The sequence below is a fragment of the Streptomyces sp. NBC_01445 genome (assembly GCF_035918235.1).
Classification (GTDB): Bacteria; Actinomycetota; Actinomycetes; order Streptomycetales; family Streptomycetaceae; genus Streptomyces.
Map to the genome: position 1 here is coordinate 151,874 of NZ_CP109486.1, position 18,066 is coordinate 169,939.

Annotated in this window: 18 protein-coding genes and 3 pseudogenes; 10 read left to right on the forward strand and 11 right to left on the reverse strand. The window is 69.1% G+C overall.

The window, feature by feature from the left end:
• Positions 1 to 28 precede the first annotated feature (28 nt).
• Positions 29 to 481: a hypothetical protein gene (locus OG574_RS48730; protein WP_326771359.1), complete on the reverse strand. Its 453-nt coding sequence runs from the start codon at positions 479 to 481 to the stop codon at positions 29 to 31.
• A gap of 234 nt (positions 482 to 715) precedes the next feature.
• The gene (locus tag OG574_RS48735; protein ID WP_326771360.1) at positions 716 to 1,501 is read right to left on the reverse strand and encodes a uracil-DNA glycosylase; all 786 of its coding nucleotides are present in this window, start codon (positions 1,499 to 1,501) and stop codon (positions 716 to 718) included.
• A 215-nt stretch (positions 1,502 to 1,716) separates the two neighbouring features.
• Between OG574_RS48735 and OG574_RS48740 the strand changes: the two genes are divergently transcribed.
• The 3 genes from OG574_RS48740 to OG574_RS48750 are packed head-to-tail and all read left to right on the forward strand — an operon-like array spanning position 1,717 to position 3,402.
• A complete protein-coding gene (locus tag OG574_RS48740; RefSeq protein WP_326771361.1) occupies positions 1,717 to 2,568 on the forward strand; it encodes a Rieske 2Fe-2S domain-containing protein in 852 nt (283 codons plus the stop codon).
• 37 nt (positions 2,569 to 2,605) lie between these two features.
• Complete coding sequence (locus OG574_RS48745) at positions 2,606 to 2,815, forward strand: DUF2945 domain-containing protein (RefSeq protein ID WP_326771362.1); 210 nt, start codon at positions 2,606 to 2,608, stop codon at positions 2,813 to 2,815.
• Positions 2,816 to 2,838: 23 nt separating this feature from the next.
• Positions 2,839 to 3,402: a DUF488 domain-containing protein gene (locus OG574_RS48750; protein WP_326771363.1), complete on the forward strand. Its 564-nt coding sequence runs from the start codon at positions 2,839 to 2,841 to the stop codon at positions 3,400 to 3,402.
• 199 nt (positions 3,403 to 3,601) lie between these two features.
• Here the strand turns inward: OG574_RS48750 and OG574_RS48755 are convergent, their stop codons facing one another.
• Positions 3,602 to 4,384 (reverse strand): sulfite exporter TauE/SafE family protein, encoded by a 783-nt coding sequence (locus OG574_RS48755; protein ID WP_326771364.1) that lies wholly within the window; start codon positions 4,382 to 4,384, stop codon positions 3,602 to 3,604.
• A gap of 253 nt (positions 4,385 to 4,637) precedes the next feature.
• On the opposite strand from OG574_RS48755, the gene OG574_RS48760 reads away from it, so the two are divergent.
• Positions 4,638 to 6,014 carry an ISL3 family transposase gene (locus tag OG574_RS48760; RefSeq protein WP_326771365.1) on the forward strand — a complete coding sequence of 459 codons (1,377 nt, stop codon included), beginning with the start codon at positions 4,638 to 4,640 and terminating at the stop codon, positions 6,012 to 6,014.
• 84 nt (positions 6,015 to 6,098) lie between these two features.
• On the opposite strand, the gene OG574_RS48765 is transcribed toward OG574_RS48760, so the two are convergent.
• A complete protein-coding gene (locus OG574_RS48765; RefSeq protein ID WP_326771366.1) occupies positions 6,099 to 6,437 on the reverse strand; it encodes a MerR family transcriptional regulator in 339 nt (112 codons plus the stop codon).
• Between the two features lie 941 nt (positions 6,438 to 7,378).
• Between OG574_RS48765 and OG574_RS48770 the strand changes: the two are divergent.
• From OG574_RS48770 to OG574_RS48780, 3 genes and pseudogenes are all read left to right on the forward strand, one after another.
• Positions 7,379 to 7,600: pseudogene (locus tag OG574_RS48770) on the forward strand (hypothetical protein); the annotation flags it as partial.
• 164 nt (positions 7,601 to 7,764) lie between these two features.
• On the forward strand, positions 7,765 to 7,860 hold the full coding sequence (locus OG574_RS48775; protein WP_326771367.1) for a putative leader peptide: 96 nt from the start codon (positions 7,765 to 7,767) through the stop codon (positions 7,858 to 7,860).
• Between the two features lie 80 nt (positions 7,861 to 7,940).
• Positions 7,941 to 9,367 (forward strand): annotated as a pseudogene (locus OG574_RS48780) (sulfatase family protein).
• Positions 9,368 to 9,493: 126 nt separating this feature from the next.
• On the opposite strand, the pseudogene OG574_RS48785 reads toward OG574_RS48780, so the two are convergent.
• A pseudogene (locus OG574_RS48785) lies at positions 9,494 to 10,606 on the reverse strand (TerD family protein); the annotation flags it as partial.
• Positions 10,607 to 11,498: 892 nt separating this feature from the next.
• Here OG574_RS48785 and OG574_RS48790 point away from each other — a divergent pair.
• Complete coding sequence (locus OG574_RS48790) at positions 11,499 to 11,837, forward strand: MerR family transcriptional regulator (protein ID WP_326771368.1); 339 nt, start codon at positions 11,499 to 11,501, stop codon at positions 11,835 to 11,837.
• 193 nt (positions 11,838 to 12,030) lie between these two features.
• Here OG574_RS48790 and mihF read toward each other — a convergent pair whose 3' ends face one another.
• The 3 genes from mihF to OG574_RS48805 form a co-directional block, all read right to left on the reverse strand.
• Positions 12,031 to 12,345, reverse strand: a complete 315-nt coding sequence (gene mihF / locus OG574_RS48795) for an integration host factor, actinobacterial type (RefSeq protein ID WP_326771369.1) — start codon at positions 12,343 to 12,345, stop codon at positions 12,031 to 12,033.
• 92 nt (positions 12,346 to 12,437) lie between these two features.
• Positions 12,438 to 12,641, reverse strand: a complete 204-nt coding sequence (locus OG574_RS48800) for a helix-turn-helix domain-containing protein (protein WP_442816781.1) — start codon at positions 12,639 to 12,641, stop codon at positions 12,438 to 12,440.
• Between the two features lie 277 nt (positions 12,642 to 12,918).
• The gene (locus OG574_RS48805) at positions 12,919 to 13,242 is read right to left on the reverse strand and encodes an STAS domain-containing protein (RefSeq protein ID WP_326771371.1); all 324 of its coding nucleotides are present in this window, start codon (positions 13,240 to 13,242) and stop codon (positions 12,919 to 12,921) included.
• A gap of 246 nt (positions 13,243 to 13,488) precedes the next feature.
• On the opposite strand from OG574_RS48805, the gene OG574_RS48810 reads away from it, so the two are divergent.
• Together OG574_RS48810 and OG574_RS48815 are read left to right on the forward strand one after the other, a co-directional pair.
• Positions 13,489 to 13,845 (forward strand): PRC-barrel domain-containing protein, encoded by a 357-nt coding sequence (locus OG574_RS48810; protein ID WP_326771372.1) that lies wholly within the window; start codon positions 13,489 to 13,491, stop codon positions 13,843 to 13,845.
• Between the two features lie 27 nt (positions 13,846 to 13,872).
• Positions 13,873 to 14,046 (forward strand): hypothetical protein, encoded by a 174-nt coding sequence (locus tag OG574_RS48815; protein ID WP_326771373.1) that lies wholly within the window; start codon positions 13,873 to 13,875, stop codon positions 14,044 to 14,046.
• A 144-nt stretch (positions 14,047 to 14,190) separates the two neighbouring features.
• On the opposite strand, the gene OG574_RS48820 is transcribed toward OG574_RS48815, so the two are convergent.
• The 3 genes from OG574_RS48820 to tnpA all read right to left on the reverse strand — a co-directional run bounded on the left by OG574_RS48820 (position 14,191) and on the right by tnpA (position 18,059).
• Entirely contained in the window at positions 14,191 to 14,388 is a 198-nt protein-coding gene (locus OG574_RS48820) for a hypothetical protein (RefSeq protein WP_326771374.1), read from the reverse strand.
• A gap of 244 nt (positions 14,389 to 14,632) precedes the next feature.
• Positions 14,633 to 17,164 carry a hypothetical protein gene (locus tag OG574_RS48825; RefSeq protein WP_326771375.1) on the reverse strand — a complete coding sequence of 844 codons (2,532 nt, stop codon included), beginning with the start codon at positions 17,162 to 17,164 and terminating at the stop codon, positions 14,633 to 14,635.
• Positions 17,165 to 17,627: 463 nt separating this feature from the next.
• On the reverse strand, positions 17,628 to 18,059 hold the full coding sequence (gene tnpA, locus OG574_RS48830; protein WP_326771376.1) for an IS200/IS605 family transposase: 432 nt from the start codon (positions 18,057 to 18,059) through the stop codon (positions 17,628 to 17,630).
• Between the last annotated feature and the right edge of the window lie 7 nt (positions 18,060 to 18,066).

The following is an 18,066-nucleotide window of genomic DNA, read 5'->3' on the forward strand; positions in this document are numbered from 1 at the left end:
AACAGGCAGCACGTCACTTACCGCCCTCTCAGGCTGGGCGTTCGGTGGTGAGGGTGATGCGGCCGTCTGTCCAGGCTGGTAGGCGCTGGGCGAGTTTCCTTAGGGACGGGCCTCGTACGTGGTGCAGGTGCACCACGAGTTTCGTGCCGAACAGCGCATGGAAGTGGACTCCGAGGCCCCGCCCGGTGCCGGTGAATAGTTCGTTGGCCGGGACGTCGGGCTCCGGTGGTTCGTTGAGCCGGTACACGCACAGAGCCTGACGGTCCGGGACCGGTCCGGGGAGGACGGCGACCGCGCGGACCGCCGGCCAGCCCAGTTTGATCACGGGAACGTATCCGTACGCCTGGTGGTACGCGACTCCGCCGGGATGGAAACGGACGGCCGGGTCGTCACGGCGACTCGGCGCGGGCCCGCCCGTATACGCACGGATCGTGGTCAGCAGCGTGCTTCCCGGCCGATAGAACAGCGACTCGTCGCCCACCGCGCGGCTCCTTCGCAGGCTCGTCCGTCGAGTCTCGCTAGTTTCCCAGTTTCTCCCATTGCTTGACGTGTGTGCAGCTGTCTAGTCCGAAACCCTCGGCAGAGGCTTTGGTCGCCAGTGCTGCTCTCTGAACGATGCCCACGACCCCCACCCGCCGGAACGCCACACTGCTACACATTCAGGCGACGACAAACTATCTACTCACTCACATACCGCCCTCTGAGAGCGTCGTCGTCACCCGGGCGGCCCCGGGCCGGTTCCGTTTCCGTCCACGGGCAGGCCGGCGCAGTGCGCGGCAGCCTCGAGCACTTCGCGCACCATCGTCGGAGTGAGCCGGCCGGTGAACACGTTGCGCTGGCTCACGTGGTAGCAGCCGAACAACGTGATCGCGGGGCCCGTCCCGTCCGACGCAGTGAGTGTCGTCCGCGCGCCGTGGCCAAACATCGGGCGCGGCCGGGGCACGCTCCAGCCAGCCTCCTCCAGTGCGGAGAGCGCCGCCTGCCAGCCGAAGGCGCCCAGTGCGACGACGGAGCGCATCGTCGGCCACAGCAGCCGCAGCTCCTGAGCCAGCCACGGGCGGCAGGTGTCCCGCTCGCCAGGCGTGGGTCTGTTGGCGGGCGGTGCGCAGTGGACGGGCGCGGTGACCCTGACCCCGTACAGCTCCAGTCCGTCGTCCCGGCGCGTCGATGCGGCCTGGGAGGCCAGGCCGAGGTCGTACAGCGTCGCGTACAACAGGTCGCCGGCCCGGTCGCCGGTGAAAATGCGGCCGGTCCGGTTGGCGCCGTGCGCCGCAGGTGCCAGGCCGGTGACGACGAGCGAGGCGTCCGTGGGCCCGAAGCCGGGCACGGGCCGCGCCCAGTAGTCCCAGTCCTGGAACGCTGGACGTTTGACGCGTGCGCTCTCCTCGCGCCACGCGACGAGGCGCGGGCAGGCCCGGCACAGGACGAGCCGCGCATCCAGTTCGGCCAGGGTGGGGCTGTCGGCAGCCGCCCGGCCCGGATAACCCTCGGCCGCGGACATGATCCACCCGCTTTCACGCTAGCCGTCACTGGCCGACCGTCATCTGGTGTCATCAAGAGAACAGATGTTGGCGAGTTTCCGCGAGAAGAGTGTGCCCGAGAGTCGTCGCGTCCAAGGGGAGGTGCTCGAGTTGGCGGGTGCCCGGCCAGGGGAGACCATGGGTCGGTAGCTTTCCGAAAGCCGCTCAGCCTGTCCGTCCGCAACAAGGAGCGACCATGTTGCCGAAGCTGACCGAACAGGTCGAGGGCCTGCAGGCGCTCGACGGCGTCTCGCACAAGGCTGCCGGCTGGGTGGCGCGGGCAACGCATCCCGACGCGATCAAGAACGCGCTGTCCGGCACCTGGCTGGGACACCCGCTGCACCCGATGCTCACGGACGTGCCCATCGGCGCCTGGACCATGGCCTCCGTCCTCGACCTGACCGCGGGCAAGGCCGGAGCCGCATCAGCCCGTCGACTCGTCGGCATCGGACTGATCGCCACGCTGCCAGCCGCGGCGACAGGAGCGTCCGACTGGTCCGACACCTACGGCGCCACACAACGGGTCGGCCTCGTGCACGCGGTCTGCAACATGACGGCGTCCGCAGTACAAGCGGCGTCCTGGATCGCCCGCAGGCGGGGACGGCACGAGCTCGGGATGGCGCTGAGCGGAGTCGGGCTCGGCATCACCGCGTGCGCCGCGTACTTGGGCGGGCACCTGTCGCTCGTCCAGGGCGTAGGCGTCAACCACACCGCGTTCCAGCAGACCGTGACCGACTGGACCGACGTCGCAGCGGAGTCCGACCTGGGCGACGGCGAACCCCTCCGAGTGACAGCGGACGGAGTGCCGGTCGTACTCGTCCGGCACCACGGGTCCCTTCACGCGCTCTCGGCCACCTGCACGCACGCAGGCGGGCCGCTCGACGAAGGCGAAGTCATGGCCGACGGCTGTATCCGCTGCCCCTGGCATGCCAGCGTCTTCCGGCTCAAAGACGGCAAAGTGATGCGCGGACCGGCGGCCGTCGACGAGCCCCGCTGGGAGGCGAAGACCGACGGCGGACGCGTCTACGTACGGTCCGCCAAGGACTGACCGGGCGCGCCTGAACGCCGAGCAAAAGGAGCTTGGGATGGCGGAGAAGTTCGCTGTGGGGGACCACGTCCGATGGAACTCCGAAGCCGGGTACGTCGAGGGCGTCATTATCAAGAAGCACACGCGGGACGTGGAGTACAAAGGGTACGTGCGGCACTGCACCGAAAGCGACCCGCAATATGAGATCAAAAGCGACAGGACCGATCACATCGCCATCCACAAAGGGGTAGCTCTGACGAAACTGTAGGAAATGAGCGAGACGGCAGGCTGGTGAACCGGATCTGTACGGTGGGGCATTCGACCCGCGACTTCAGCGAAGTGCTGGAGATGCTCCGGGCCCATGACGTGACCTGCCTGGTCGATGTCCGCTCGTTCCCGTCGTCAAGAAAGTTCCCGCAGTGGAACCAGCCAGCGATCATCGATGCCTTGCCTCCCGATATCGAATACCGGTGGATCCCAAAACTGGGCGGCCGACGGCACACCCCAAAAGGCGTGCCGAGCGCGAACGGCGCATGGCAGGTAAAAGCCTTCCGCGATTACGCCGACTACATGGACACCGACGCCTTCAAGGAAGGCCTGCACGAGTTGCTGGAGCTGGCCGAACACGAACGGCCCGCGATCATGTGCAGCGAAGCGGTTCCCTGGCGCTGCCATCGCAGGCTGATCACCGACGCGTTGATCGTCGCGGGCGTCGAAGTCTTGGACATCACGTCCGCCGCCACCGCGAAGCGGGCTGTCCTGAACAAGAACGCGCACGTCAAGGACGGCCACCTGACGTACCCGCCTCAGCCGGAAAGCGACGCCGACTCGGATCCGACGTGTCCCGCGCCGTGACGGTGCTGACAGGGACCCTCAGGCCAAGGAACACGGCACATCGGAGAAGCGGGCCCAGAACGCCGCCCACCCCAACAAGGGAGCGCGCCCTGGGGAGGCCGAAACCGCCAGCAAGTCCTCCACCCGCGATTCGAAATCCGCCTCCCAATGCGGCGGGAACGCTCCCCCAGCGGGCCGTGGGTGACTGGACGCAGCACGGTCAGCGAAGGACCTGAACTGTGTAGAGCGCGCCGACGCTGGTAGCGAGGGTGCCGAGCAGGAGCCGGAGCGCGGTTTCGGGCAGGTGCGGCTGGAGGTGTGCGCCGAGGTATCCGCCGAGAAGTCCTCCGGCTCCGCAAGACAGGCCCAACAGCCAGTCAGGAGCGACGTCGCCCGTGGCGGCCAGGGAGAGGAGGGCGTAGGTGGCCGCGCCGACCATGGAAGTCACGAAGGTGGAGGCCAGGGCGGCCGGCGCGATGGTGGAGACGGGGGCGCCGCGGCCGACGAGGATCGGGCCGAGCAGGGAGCCGCCCCCGATTCCGTAGATGCCGCCGGCGACACCAACGGCCAGGGCCAGCGACGTCGTCGCGCGGGGCGAAGGCTGGTCGCGGGCGCTCTGTGGAGCCGGGCGTACGCTCCGGAGCCACAGCCACAGCCCGAGCGGTAACAGCAGCACGGCGACGAGGAGACGGAAGACGCGCGGGCCGGGAACGGCGAATACGCGGATCACGGCGCCGATGACGACGCCAGGGACGGTGCCCGCGATGAGTAGGCGGGTCAGTGGCCCGCCCAGTCGCCCTGCTCGCCAGTAGCGCAGGAGGGCACCGGGGCCGGCCACGACGTTGTAGAGCAGGTTCGTGGGTGTCACGGCCGGGCTCGGCACGCCCAGCACGCTGACCTGAACGGGCAGCAGGAAGACCGCCCCGGAGACGCCTACGGGCGCAGTGGTGACCGATAGCAGGAGCCCGGCGGCGAACCCGAGCAATCCCGTTGACCACTCCACGACAATCCCCTCAACACTCACCGACCGGCACCCGGAACAGGCTCCGGATCAGGTGCCTCCCGTTCTCGTGAACATCGACCCCGCCCCGATCCAACCGACTCCCGAGACGGTGAACAACTGCTGTCCAAACTCGGGCTCTGGTCCACTTCGTGTGGTCGCGTACCCAGGGTGACTGTTGATCTTCGTGTGATGGCGATTGAGTTCGCCCGAAAATCGCCCGGCGGGAGGGCAGTGTGGTCGACAGTCCTTCGCCGTGAACGAAGTGCTGCCGCAGCCGGATGAGCTGCTGTTCTCCTCGGTCGAGGGCGTGTTGGTGGAATCGGTGAAGGTGACCGACACGGTCGTCCAGGTGGAAGCTCGGACGACCGTAGGGCGGGCGGCCTGTCCGGAGTGCGGATGCTGGTCAGGGCGGATACATGGCTCCTACCTGCGTTTTCCTCGTGACCTGCCGAGCGCGGGCAAGTTCGTCGTGGTGACCCTGCAGGTGCGGCGATTCGTCTGCGCGGAGGACTCCTGCCCACGCAAGACCTTCGCTGAGCAAGTCCCTGGTCTCACTCGCCTGTTCGGACGACGGACCGAGCGGCTGCGATCGACGTTGGTGTCGGTGGGGCTTGCGCTCGCAGGCCGGGCTGGCGCCCGCATGACGGACGCCTTCAAAGTCCCGGTCAGCAGGAACACTCTGTTGCGGCTGATCGCCTCGCTCCCGGACCCCGCCACTGCCACACCCCGTGTGGTCGGCGTGGACGAATACGCCCAGCGCAAGGGCCGTATCTATGGAACCGTGCTCGTCGACGTCGAAACACGCCGTCCGATCGACCTCTTGCCGGACCGGGAGGCAGACACGCTCGCGGCCTGGCTCGCCGAACGGCCTGGCATCGAGATCATCTGCCGTGACCGGGCTCCCTTCTTCGCCGACGGTGCCACCCGCGGCGCCCCGCAAGCCCTCCAGGTCGCCGACCGATGGCATCTCTGGCACAACCTGGGCGAAGCCGCCGAGAAGTGCGTCTACCGGCAGCGCGGCTGCCTGTGGCCCACGCCCATGCAGCCGGAGGAACCTCAGGAGGAGGCCGAGTCGGCCGCGTTGTCGCCCTGGCCGGCCGGGCACCGGTTCGCCGAACGCACCCGTGCCAAGCACGCCACCATCCACGCTCTCCTCGCCGCCGGTCACAGCAAGCGTTCGGTCGCCAGGCAACTCGGCATGACCCTGAACACGATCTTGCGTTTCTCCCGCGCCGCCACCCCGGAGGAGATGTTCACCGGGCAGTGGCAAGGTCGTGTGACCAGGCTCGACGCCTACAAGCCCTACCTCGACCAGCGTTGGCAGGAAGGCTGCACCAACGCCTGGAAACTGTGGGAGGAGATCAGGGAACAGGGCTATCCACGCGGCTACGGCGGCGTCCGTGACTACGTCAGCAGGACCCTTCGCGGCAAACCCCAACCGGTCGGCCCCCGGCCGCCATCGGCCCGCGCCGTCACTCGCTGGATCCTCACACACCCCGACGCTCTCCCCGAAGGCGACCGGCGCCAGCTCAAGTCCGTGCTGCGACTGTCATGCCCGCCCCGGGCTCAGGGCGCTCGACAGCTTGAACCCCATGGCCAGGGCGGCGGCCGCGCTGATTGTAGAAAGTGAAGTTGCCCGGAACGTTGTGCGTCCCGGTCAGCATGCGCGGGACGCAGTCGCGAAGCTCCTGGGAGAGTTGCAGGTCTCAGCTGCTCAGGCCGCGGTCGTCGGGTTCGCTGATTCGGCGGCGCGGCGGTATTCGGCGTTGATGCGCTGGGCCTCTTCGAGCTGGTCTTCGAGGATGACGATGCGGCAGGCAGCCTCGATCGGGGTGCCGTGGTCGACGAGCTCACGCGCGCGGGCCGCGATGCGCAGCTGGTAGCGGGAGTAGCGGCGGTGGCCGCCCTCGGAGCGCAGCGGGGTGATCAGGCGGGCTTCGCCGATGGCACGCAGGAAGCCCTGGGTGGTGCCGAGCATGGCGGCGGCCCGGCCCATCGTGTAGGCGGGGTAGTCGTCGTCATCGAGACGGCCGAATGAATCGTCTGCTGTCATTACACCTCTCTGTGGAACGCGTGGAGGGGCCCTGGTGCCATACCGGCACCAGAGCCCCGAAGGAACTGCTACACCATCTGCCGACCCTGGTTACTGCGCCGGCCTTCTGTATCCGCTGACCCGACCTGGAAGTTGTCGGGGACGCGGGGATCGCGGTTGCTTGACCGGAGACCACCTCACTATCGATGTCCTGCGGTACCCGGGCTCAACACTCCACCCGGGCGATCCTGATGGCGCTCAACTCCTCCGTTCTTCCCTCTTGATCAACTACTTACCAAACGGGAACTGCGGAACTGCGTACTGCTGGTACTACGAACTGCTCGTGGCCTCGAACAGCGCCACTCTTCGGCAGCCAGCCCCGTCGCCCGTCCTGCATCTGCTCTGGCTTAGAACCCCACTGCCGAACCTCCCGGTGCGCGCGCCCGCAGCTGACGCCTTCACCGAGGTACTGCTCACTGACTTCACTGCTGAGTACTGCGAACTGCACTTACGGGTACTGCCACGGCGGCCCCTGATAACTGCGAGCCGCCCGGTCCGGTCGCCAGTCCCGTCGCCGTCCTGCAACAACCCTGGCTTCGAAACTCCGCCACCGCACCGTCCTGCCAACTGCAACTGCATGTACTACTGACCGGCAGTTCGTCTCTGCCAGGCCCTGCTCGATCTCGGCTACGAGAGAAACCATAACCACACCGCCATCCAATGTCTACTCCAGCCAACATAGATTTCCGCGTGATCGACGGTGAGGTAATCGACCTCGAACAGCGACGCGGACAGGTGCGAAGCCGTCACGCCCCGCTCTGGCGCCGACTACTTCCCCGACGGCATGGACCACGAGACGTACTACCAGCCCACCCGGCCACAAGGGTGGCGGTGAGCGTGACGACTGCGGCGGCAGCGATGGAACGGCGCATGGAATCCCCCCGTACATTCCCGTTAGGACCAGGGGGGCGCCGGTTGTGGACGACAGTTTCCTCGCGGTGCTGCATGCCGGGGATCGGCCGGCCAGCTTCGTACTGCCGGGGAGGCCGTGGGCGCAGCGGTACGAGGTTGCCGTCGACACCTCGCGGGAGGAGCAGGGGCGGGCGCCCGGCGTCGTGCATCGCGCGGGGGGCGCGATTACGGTGCCGGCGCGGGCTGTGCTGCTGCTGCGGGTGGTGGGGTGAGGGTTGTTTCGTCACCGCCACCCCTACCCGTCCCATCCCGTCCTGGGGCTGCGCCCCCAGACGCCCCTAAAAGACTGCGCAGTTCCCCGCGCACCTTTCAGGTGCGTCCACTGCATGGACGTTGGCTTGACGTGTCGGGCTGCCCGCTGGCACCGTCGCTCAGCATGAGGCCCTCCGCCGATCACCCGCGCGCGCTCGTCGCGCTCGTGGAGCGGCGCCACGTCGACCTGTGCCGGCAGTCCAGCGCCATCTGTCGCTGAGCCCACAGTCTCCTCGCCCGCCCTTCTTCTCTTCCCTCTTCGTGTCCCGTCGTGGCACCCGTCCGTTCCGAGGAACCCGCATGCCCGAAATATCCCGTCGTACCTTCGGCGGTCTCGTCGGTGGTGGCGCGGTCACCGCCGTCGCCGGTACGGCCACCGCCGCCGTGGCAGCCCCCGACCAGGCCGCCCCCACCGAGCGCCCGTTCCAGGCCCGTACCGCCTCCGCCGGTTCCGGCCGGCGCCCCAACCTCCTGGTCATCCTGGGGGACGACCTGGGCTGGGCCGACCTCTCCTCGTACGGAGCGCCGCACATCAAGACCCCGAACCTGGACCGGCTCGCCCGGCAGGGGTGCGCTTCACGGACGCGTACTCGGGGTCGGCGACCTGCTCGCCGACCCGGTTCAGCCTGTACACCGGGCGCTATCCGGGCCGTACGAAGGGCGGGCTCGCCGAGCCCATCGCCAACAGGACCCAGGGTCTGGACCCGAACCATCCCACCCTGGCCTCCCTGCTGAAGAAGGCGGGCTACTCCACTGCCCTAATCGGCAAGTGGCACTGCGGCTGGCTGCCCGACTACAGCCCCACGAAGTCGGGTTGGGACGAGTTCTTCGGCAACCATGGCGGCGTCCTGGAGTACTTCTCCAAGCTCGGCCAGCTCGGCGACTACGACCTCTACGAGGGGGACGCCGAGTACAAGGACCTGCGCTACTACACGGAGGTGCTGACCGAGCGGGCGGTGGAGTACGTCGGCCGCAAGCACGACAAGCCGTGGCTGCTGAACCTCAACTTCACCACCCCGCACTGGCCCTGGCTGAGCGAGGAGGACGCCGAGACCGGTGCGGAGATCGCCGCGAAGATCCGGGCCGCCAAGAGCCAGGCCGAGATCACCGCCGCACTGCTGCACGACGACGGCGGCTCGGTCGCGAAGTACACGCAGATGGTCGAGAGCCTCGACGCGGCGGTCGGCGAGGTGCTGGCGGCGCTGCGCCGGTCCGGGCAGGAGGAGAACACGGTGGTGTACTTCGCCAGCGACAACGGTGGTGAACGCTGGTCGTACCTCTGGCCGCTGAGCGGTGAGAAGTTCGTGCTCCAGGAGGGCGGCATCCGGGTGCCGACGATCGTCCGTTGGCCGCACCGCATCGACGACAACCAGGTCAGCCGCGAACCGAACTTCTCCCCCGACTGGACCGCGACCCTGCTGGAGCTGGCCGGCGCCCGGCCCGACCCGGCGTATCCGCTGGACGGCAGAAGCCTCGCGGGCTATCTGCTGAAGGGCGAGAAGCTGCCCGAGCGGGACCTGTTCTGGCGGGTGCGGGCCAATCGGGCGCTCAGGCGCGGCGACTGGAAGTACTACCAGGACTCCGCGGGCAAGGACCACCTCTACGACCTCGGCGCCGATCTGCGCGAGCAGGCCGATCTGGCGCCCGACAAGCCGGAGTTGCTCGCCGAGCTGAAGGCGGCCTGGGAGAAGACCGCGAGCGGGCTGCTGCCGTACCCCGCCGCCTGATCAGAAGGTGAGGCGGTCGACGATGGCCGCGCAGTGGCGTGTGCTGCTCGAGGCGGGGGCCACCGGTGTGTGGACAGCAGTCGGCTCACGGGCGCAAAACGGTTCGGCCGCAGGGTAGGCGAGAGCTCAGTCGATGATGTCGACGCCGAAGCTGCGTGCCAGGTCGGCCAGTTGGTGGTCGTATCCCTGGCCGATGGCGCGTACGCGCCATCCCGGGCCACGCCGGTAGACCTCGGCGAGCAGCAGCGTTCGTTCGGTCGTCGCGGCGTCCAGGGTGGCCTGGGCCAGTGCTCGCGCGTCGGTTGCCTGGGCAACGGTGATCTCGATTGCTCCGGCATCGGCGAACGTCGCGGTTCCGTCGATGGCAGCGGCGATGACGATTTTGCGGACGGCGTCGGAAAGGGTGGTCAGCTCCGCTGTGATGGCTTGTTCGCTGGGGCCGTCGGTGATCAGGCGCACCGTCGCGTCGGGGCTTTCGGGCGCCCCGTAGAAGACGAAGTCCTCGTCGCACAGGACCTGTTCGTCCTCGTCGAGCAGGAAGGCGACCACGTCGATCTCGCAGTCGGCCTGATGGCCCCAGGAGGCACTCACCGTCCATGTTCCGGCGCCGCCGTGTGCAGTCGGAAGGTCGAAAACGCCGCCGCGGGGAAGGACCGGGTCGGCCGTTCCCACTTGTGCGGCGGTGCCCGATGGCGGCTTGAGCGTGGCGAGCCAGTCGCCATCGTGGACCGGCAGTCCGCGTGCCGTGATGTGGGGCATGCGACGGTCCTCGGCTCCACCGGTCAGGAGAATCACATCGGTGACGCCGGCGGAGAGATTGACGGCGGCGGCACCGCCCTGCTCCGTAATGCGGGTGCGCAGCGCCGAGGCTTCGTCGTGGTGGCCGCCCAGCACCAGGACCCGGCGCCCGGACAGCGGTTGGGCGGAGGCTGGGCGGCCGGTGCGCCGCTGTGCGGGTAGGGACGGCTTCGATGGTGCCGGTTTGGTGTGGGCGGTTCCAGGCTGCACGCCGGTGAGCAGGCCGAGGAAGGTTCCTTCGGTGATCACGGGCACTCCTGCACCACGTGCCGCACGATACTTGGCGCTCTCGGAGTCGCACTCGTTGGTGACCAGCACGCTGGTGTGCCGGCTGACCGAGCCCATCACGTTCAGTCCTGCCGCGACGGAGCGTGCGATGAGTTCTTCGCGTGCAGTGCGGGTGTCACCGGTAAAGGCGACCTTCATGCCCTGTACCAGCGGGGCCCGTCGCGGAGCGGAGGGTTGCGACGTTGACGCTCATCGTGTCCATCAGGTTCCCCTGGTCTCTGGATCGTCAGTGTCCGGTCCTGTGTGTCCGTGGCTTGTGCCCCGGCTGCGGCCCGTTAACCCGGCTTGCTCCCGCCCTCCACCGCTGCACGAGGTCGATTACCTCACCGTCGAACACGCGGAAATCTATGTTGGCTGGAGTAGACATTGGATGGCGGTGTGGTTATGGTTTCTCTCGTAGCCGAGATCAACAGGGCCTGGCAGAGATGAACTGCCGGGCAGCAGTACCGCAGTTTGCAGGACGGTGCGGTGGTGGAGTTCCGAAGCCAGGGTTGTTGCAGGACGGCGACGGGACTGACGACCGGACCGGGTGGCCCGCAGTGATCAGGGGCCGCCGCGAGCAGTACCGCAGTACGCGTAAGGGCAGTTCGCAGTACCAGCAGTGAAGTTAAGTGAGCAGCACCTGGGTGAAGGCGTCGGCTGCGGACGCGCGCACCGGGAAGTTCGGCAGTGGGGTTCTAAGCCAGAGCAGATGCAGGACGGGCGACGGGGCTGGCTGCCGAAGAGTGACGCTTACTCAGGTCACCGAGTAGTTCGCATCACCAGCGGTAGGTAAGTGATTGATCCCAGAGGGAAGAACGGAGGAGTTGAGCGCCATCAGGATCGCCCGGGCGGAGTGTTGAGCCCGGGTACCGCAGGACATCGATAGTGAGGTGGTCTCCGGTCAAGCAACCGCGATCCCCGCACCCCCGACAACTCCCAGGTCGGGGCGGCGGACACAGAAGGCCGACGCAGTAATAGGGTCGGCAGATGGTGTAGCAGTTCCTTCGGGGCCCTGGTGCGGTACGGCACCAGGGCCCCTCCGCGTGTTCCACAGAGAGGTGAAATGACAGCAGACGACTCGTTCGGACGTCTCGATGACGACGACTACCCCGCCTACACGATGGGCCGGGCCGCCGCGATGCTCGGCACCACCCAGGGCTTCCTCCGTGCCATCGGCGAAGCCCGCCTCATCACACCGCTGCGCTCCGAGGGCGGCCATCGCCGCTACTCCCGCTACCAGCTGCGCATCGCCGCCCGCGCCCGGGAACTCGTCGACCACGGGACCCCCATCGAGGCCGCCTGCCGCATCGTCATCCTCGAAGACCAGCTCGAAGAAGCACAGCGCATCAACGCCGAATACCGCCGGCGTGGCGAGTCCTCCGCTCCGTCGGCCTCGGCCTGAGACCCTGTGACTACCCCAGCGGTTTCGCGGCTGCCGCCCGCACATGCTGCCCGGAACGCCTCACGTCCTGGGCAACTTCGTCGGACTGTGTGACCGACAGCCCTGGTCTCCCGTCGGGGCCAGGGCTTCATTTCTGCGGGCCCTGTCCCGTGCCCTGCTGGGGTGGGGTGGTGGACTACGGCAGCGCAGCCGGTCAGGCTTGCGGCGGGAAGAGTTCGAGCAGGCGTGCCTTCTGGCGGGAGCCGAGGCCCTGGACGCGGCGGCGCTCGGAGATGTCGAGGTCGGCCAGGAGCTGGGCGGCGCGGATCTTGCCGATGTTGGGCAGTCCTTCCAGCAGGCGCTTGACGAGCATCCTGCCCACGACCGGGTCATCTCGGTCGAGTACCTCCTGCAAGGAGGTGCGTTCGTGCTTGAGCGCGTCGAGCAGTTCGCTGCGTTCGCGGCGGACGGCAGCCGCCTTCCGGAGGTTTTCCGCGCGGGCTTCGGCGGTTAGGGCAGACAGGGGCATCGCTCTGCGGTCCTCTCGTCGTACGGCTTGCGTCGGCCATCATGACGCGTCCGCAGGGGCGGTGACCAGCGGGTTCGCCGTGCCGCGGCCGGTTATGCGCTGGGCTGGCTGCGGGTGTCTCCGCCGCGGCCGCGCAGGGTGACACCGGCTTCGGTGAGGATGCGGTGGACGAAGCCGTAGCTGCGGCCGGTGTCCTCGGCCAGGGCCCGGATGCTCGCTCCGCCTTCGTACGCCTTCTTCAGCTCGTTCGCGATCTTGTCGCGTGCCTCGCCGGTGATCCGCGTTCCCTTGGCCATGGCCGTCCCCTTCGTCGTTCGACGTTCGGAGTGGTGATCATCGCGCATCGATCGGGCGTCCGGCAGCCCGATCCGCACACCCGGGCGAGAACCAACAGGGCGCGATTGCGCTATCGGTGACTCCGCTTCCCTGACCCTTTATCGGACTTGTGTTCATTGACGGCGATGGGCCGCCCGGCACGTGCGGTCACAGAACTTCTTGTCACTGCGAGCGCCCGCCGGCAGCGGCCTGGAGCAGAGGACGTACGCGCACCGGCACACCCGCCCGGCCATGACTTCACCCCGGCTGCTCGATGGTGAAGGCGCTGCCGGTGTGGGACAGCCGCAGCAGCCGGGCCAGGGCGTGCGGGACCGCGTACAGCCGCAGTTCCACCCCTTCGGCCTTCGCGGCGCGGGCGGCGGCCAGCAGCGCGGACAGGCCGGAACAATCCACGAAGGTCAGCCGACCGCAATTCACGTCGACGCGGTCGTGGGCGGACACGGCGGCCCGGAGGGCTTCCCTGATGTCCGGGGCGCTGACCAGGTCGAGGTCCCCGGCCACGGTCACCCGGCAGCTGCCGGGCCCGGTCGGGTGCACTGCGACCTGGAGCGTGTCGTGCACGGCGCCCCCTTCGGGACTGCGATGTCGCGTCACTGGGCGGGGTCGTGATTCCAGAAAACGCCCTGCCCAGACGCCGTGTCCATCCCCGTCACTCACCGCCTGGCGCCCGTCACGCGGCCAAGAAGAACCGTCGCGGCCCCGCCGCCCGCCATGACGCGAGGCGCCCAGGCTGGTGTGGGCGGGCTTGGCGGGGCAGGCTGAGAAGTGCACCGGCTCAGGCATACCGCCGCGCGAAGGGAACCCGGGATGATCAAGATCGCGGATATTCGCGAGTGGCGCACCCACGACGTCGTCGACGCGGGCGGCCACAAGATCGGCACGATGGAGGCCGTCTACGTGGACACCAGCACCGACGAGCCGGCCATGGCCACCGTCCAGGTCGGGCTGCCCACCCGCCGCCACCTGGTCTTCGTCCCGCTGAACGGCGCGCTCGTGGGCCCCGGCTACGTGAAGGTCGACTACGACCGGTCGCTGGTGAAGAAGTGCCCGGCGATCGGCACGGACGACGTTCTGCCCGCCGAGGACGAGGCGGCGGTCTTCGCGCACTACGGCCTGCCCTACCAGAGCGGCGCGAACGGTGAGCGGCAGCTCGCCCGCCGCTGACCGACCCACCGAGGAGGTGCCCGCTCCATGAGACTCTTCCTGATCCTCGTCATCGCGGCGATCGTGCTAGGCATCATCGGCGCCGTCGCCAAGGGGCTGCTTTACCTGCTGATCATCGGCATCGTGGTGTTCATCGCGGCCCTGGTGTACCTGGGCGTGCACCTGCGGCGCTCCGGCCGCCGCAGCCGCACGCTCCGCTGAGACGTCTTGAGCTGCCGGGCCGGCAGGGGGCCCAAACCAGAACCGGCCGGTCCCGGCAGCCCCGGGTGGCCGGGCAGGCTTCCGGGGCTGCCGGCCGGTGGCGTGATGCGGGCCCCGGGGGAAGGCCGTCGCACCGACGCCGGTCTATCGGATGGGCCACAGGCAGCGGCTTGCCAGCATCGTCCACTCCCGGTCAGTCTGGCCGGGCACGACACGCCCCGCCGCACTCCAGTGCACTGCCAGCGCGGCGTAGATCGGCTCGTCCGAGCGAAGCCGGACGGCTTCACTGGTGCGGCCGACTAGGTCGATGACGGGTGCCGGCCGCACGGTCATCGCGGTCATGGTCGTACTAACGCGCCGCCCCGGTCCTGGTCACCCTGCGGTACGGCGCCGCTGGGCGAGGGCGGCGCGCCTGGGCCTCGTCGAGAAGCAGGGCGAACTCCGTCAGCGCGATGCGCTGGACGTCCTCGGCGGTGACCGGCTCGGTGTTGGTGCGGCGGGCCTGGGCGAGTTCGGCCGCGCCTCCCGGGCCGTGACCAGGGCCTGGCGCGCGAGGTCGACCCCGCTCAGCTCGCCGCTCACGCCATCACCGCCCCGGCCATGTCAGCGTCCAGTGGACGCGCGACGAACCCGGCGAGCCGGTCCGACCACGGCGCGGGCACGGCCGCCTCGGTCCGGACTGCGACCTGCTCGCGCAGCTGCTCCAGCCGCGTCGCCAACAGGTACTGCGCGGTGCGCTCCCGGGCGGCGTCGGCGGACTTGGTCGCAGCGACGATGGCGTCCGCGCCGTTCGGGTTCGCCCGAGCCGCCCGAGTGCGCTGCTGCGGTACTCCGGCAGCGCCTGCTCCACGGTCTGGAGCGCGTTGAAGGCGAACGCGGACGCTCGCAACGCCGGGTCCGTGTCCAGCTCGCCCGGCTCCACCAGCTCCAGGAGGTGGCGCCGGGCGCGCTCGATGTCGGCCTCCAGCGACGCCCGGACGTCGGCGGTGACGGTGGCGCCGTCGCCGTCACCGTTCAGCGCGGCCGCCGCGACCAGACCGGCCTCCACGATCAAAGCCTCGGTCCGGCGCCGATAACCGCACGCCTCGCACAGCCCGGCCGCCGCGCCCTGCCCGCGGTCCTCGCACGGCAACGCCTGACGGACCGCGTCGGCGGCGGCCGCGGCCTGGCGCTCGCGCTCCGTCCGCTCCTGCGCAGCTGCACGTGCCGCGTCCCGGCGGGCTTGCTCCGCGCGGGCCTGCTCACGCCGGCACACGAAGCTCTCCGCCTCGATCGCGGCCTGTTCCTGGAGCCGCTCATCGAGGACCTGGCGGCGCTCGCCGATGGTCAGGCCGGGCAGCTGTCGGTCGACCTCCGCCGCGATCTTCGCCCGCCGGGCACGCCGGATGTGGACCACGTTGTGGCAGTTCTCGCAGTCGCCGCCGGTGTCCAGCCGGATCCCGTCGTCGCACCGCCGGTCCGAGCATGCCTGACGCTGCACCAGGCCCCGCCGGGTCAGCCACGGGTACGGACGATCGACCAGGGCCTCTCCGCCGGTCTCCTCCAGCCGGTCGGTGAACCGGTCGGCCAGCAGCTGCGGCGCCATCTCCGGCCGCATCAGCATGCCCGCCAGCCGGGTCAACTCCGCCTGCGCCGCCGCCTCGACCTGGTCCTGCTGCCAGCCGGACAGCCGCTCCCACAGCCCCGCGACCGGCCCCAGAGCCACCCGCACACGAAGATCAGCCGGAAGGCCCACCCTCCGCTGCCGCTGCGCCTTGTCCCACCCCACGGGCTTTTGCCGGCCACCGGCACCAGCCCCGCCAGCGCGCTGTCCATCCCGCTCATCGACCGGAGACTCCTTCGGCCTTTCCCCGCGAAGCGGGCCGACCTCCGCCACCGGCGGCGCTGATGCCGCTGCGGCGTCGGCGGACTGGCCCTCGCGTACGCACGCGCGCTCCGGCCGACGGCCCTCACCCCCACGGACTTCGCCGGAAAACCCAGACGAGAGCTGCGGAGGAACTACCGGAGTAACCACACAAGCGTGGTCTGCGTGGAGCTCTGCACCATCAGGACGCTCCCGATCCCCCGCCCTCTCGACCGCCTCAGCACCGCACAGCCCAGATGTACCAAGGGCAGCGGCACCCTGGTCCGGAGCATGATCTCCGACTGCACCATCGGGACGCTGCGAAAGGATGGTCTCGGGGCCCGAAGAGGCCTCCACAGGGGCCAGCACCCGGCCGTAAGCCTGGGCGACCGGCAGCAGCATGACCCGGCCGCGGCCGCGCATCCGCGTCTCCGTCGCTTTGCGGCCCCGCGCGACGACCTCGGCCTCCGTCAGCCGCGCCAGGACCTTCCGCGCGCCGGACGGCGTGCAGCCCAGCAGCCGCGCCAGCGTCGCCGCCCCGCGCCCCTCCTTCGACTTCACCGAGCCGGCGCACAGCTGCAGCCAGCCCGACGCCCGGGTATTCAGCATCATCATCAGCAGCCCGAGCCGGTCGGTCGCCGCCCCCTTGCCCGTACGGCCGGCCAGCAGCCCCGCCGGGATCACCGAGCCGTCCTCAAGCGTCCAGCCTGGCGAGAACAGCGTCTCGATCAGGCGCAGCAGCACCGCCAGCTCCGCCTTCGACAACGCCAGCGGGTGCGCCGCTCCCCCACCCTTGCGGGCGTTCCACAACGGCATCACCAGGCAGTCCAGCCCCCTCACCTGCCCCTCGGCGTCGGTCACCACCCGAGTGCGCAGCGCGCCCGAGCCGCGCAGCGCGGGCAGCACCTTGTGGTGGACCGTCGACTCGTTCATGCCCAGCCACCGGCCCAACTGCGGACCCTTGATCGAGGTCTGGTTGTCGTCCTTGCGGCCCTTGGGCGCCCGCGACTTCGCGTACAGCACCACCGCCGACAACCGGGCAGCATCCCCGAGCCCGACCAGCGACTCATCCGCCAGCAGCGCCCGGACCGCGGCGAGCAGCCGCAGCCGCATCTCCCGACCCAGCCGCAGCGCGTCGTCCATGCTGCCGTCGCCGGGCTGCCCGGCAGCCGGCACCCACCGCAACCGGCGCGGCGAACTCCAACTCGCAGGCCCAGCCCTGGTGTTACCCAGGAACTCGGGCGCCAGTGCGCCCCCATCCGTTGCTGTCGTCATGACGCGGTTGTGTGCGCCAGAGGGGATACCCCCCGCGAACACGCGCGATGGGAGCACCGGAGCTGCGCAGAGAGTCAGGTGATCGTTCCGCATGCCTTCCCCAAGGAGCGGAAGGGGTCGGGACGTGACTGTGAATGCAGAAGAAGTTTTGCCCGCGGCACTCTGGCAGCCGACGAACGGGGGATGAGACGGATTTAGACGGCAGAGCGCCCGGTGAGCCCGAGTTCCAGGAGCCAGTCCGGGGGAGCGGGCCGGGCGGTCTCACCGCGTTTCCACACCGGCGACTGCCACATCGAGCGGCCGCCCTGCCCCGCCGCCGTCCGCCTTCAAGCACCCGGCGACAGGGGTCTTCAATCGGCTCTACCTTTGATCTTGGCCAGTGCTCCGCCGTTTACGGCGGGGGTGAAGGCCATCTCAGGGCTGCTCTGACCCGCGCGGTTCGCACGGGTCCGCAGTGTTGTCCTCAGCCGGTGGGGCGCTGCTGGTTTTCGATGTACTGCTTGACGACGGTCAGCGGTGCGCCGCCGCAGGATCCGGCGAAGTAGGAGCCGGACCAGAAGTGTCCGCCCCACAGGTAGCGGCGCACGTGTGCGCTGTGTTCCTGGCGGAGCCTGCGGGAGGAGACGCCCTTGAGGGAGTTGACCAGTTTGGAGAGCTGGACCTTGGGCGGATAGTGCACAAGCAGGTGGACGTGATCCTGTTCGCCGTTGAACTGCTTCAGGTCGGCTTCGAAGTCCGCGCAGACCTCGCGCATGATCTCCTCAGTGCGCGTCAGCATGGCGTCGGTGAATGCCTTGCGCCGGTACTTGGTAACAAAAACCAAGTGGACATGCAGGTTGTAGACGACGTGGCGCCCGGTGCGCACGTCAGGATTCGGGTTCCATCGTGGTGACATAAGCCAA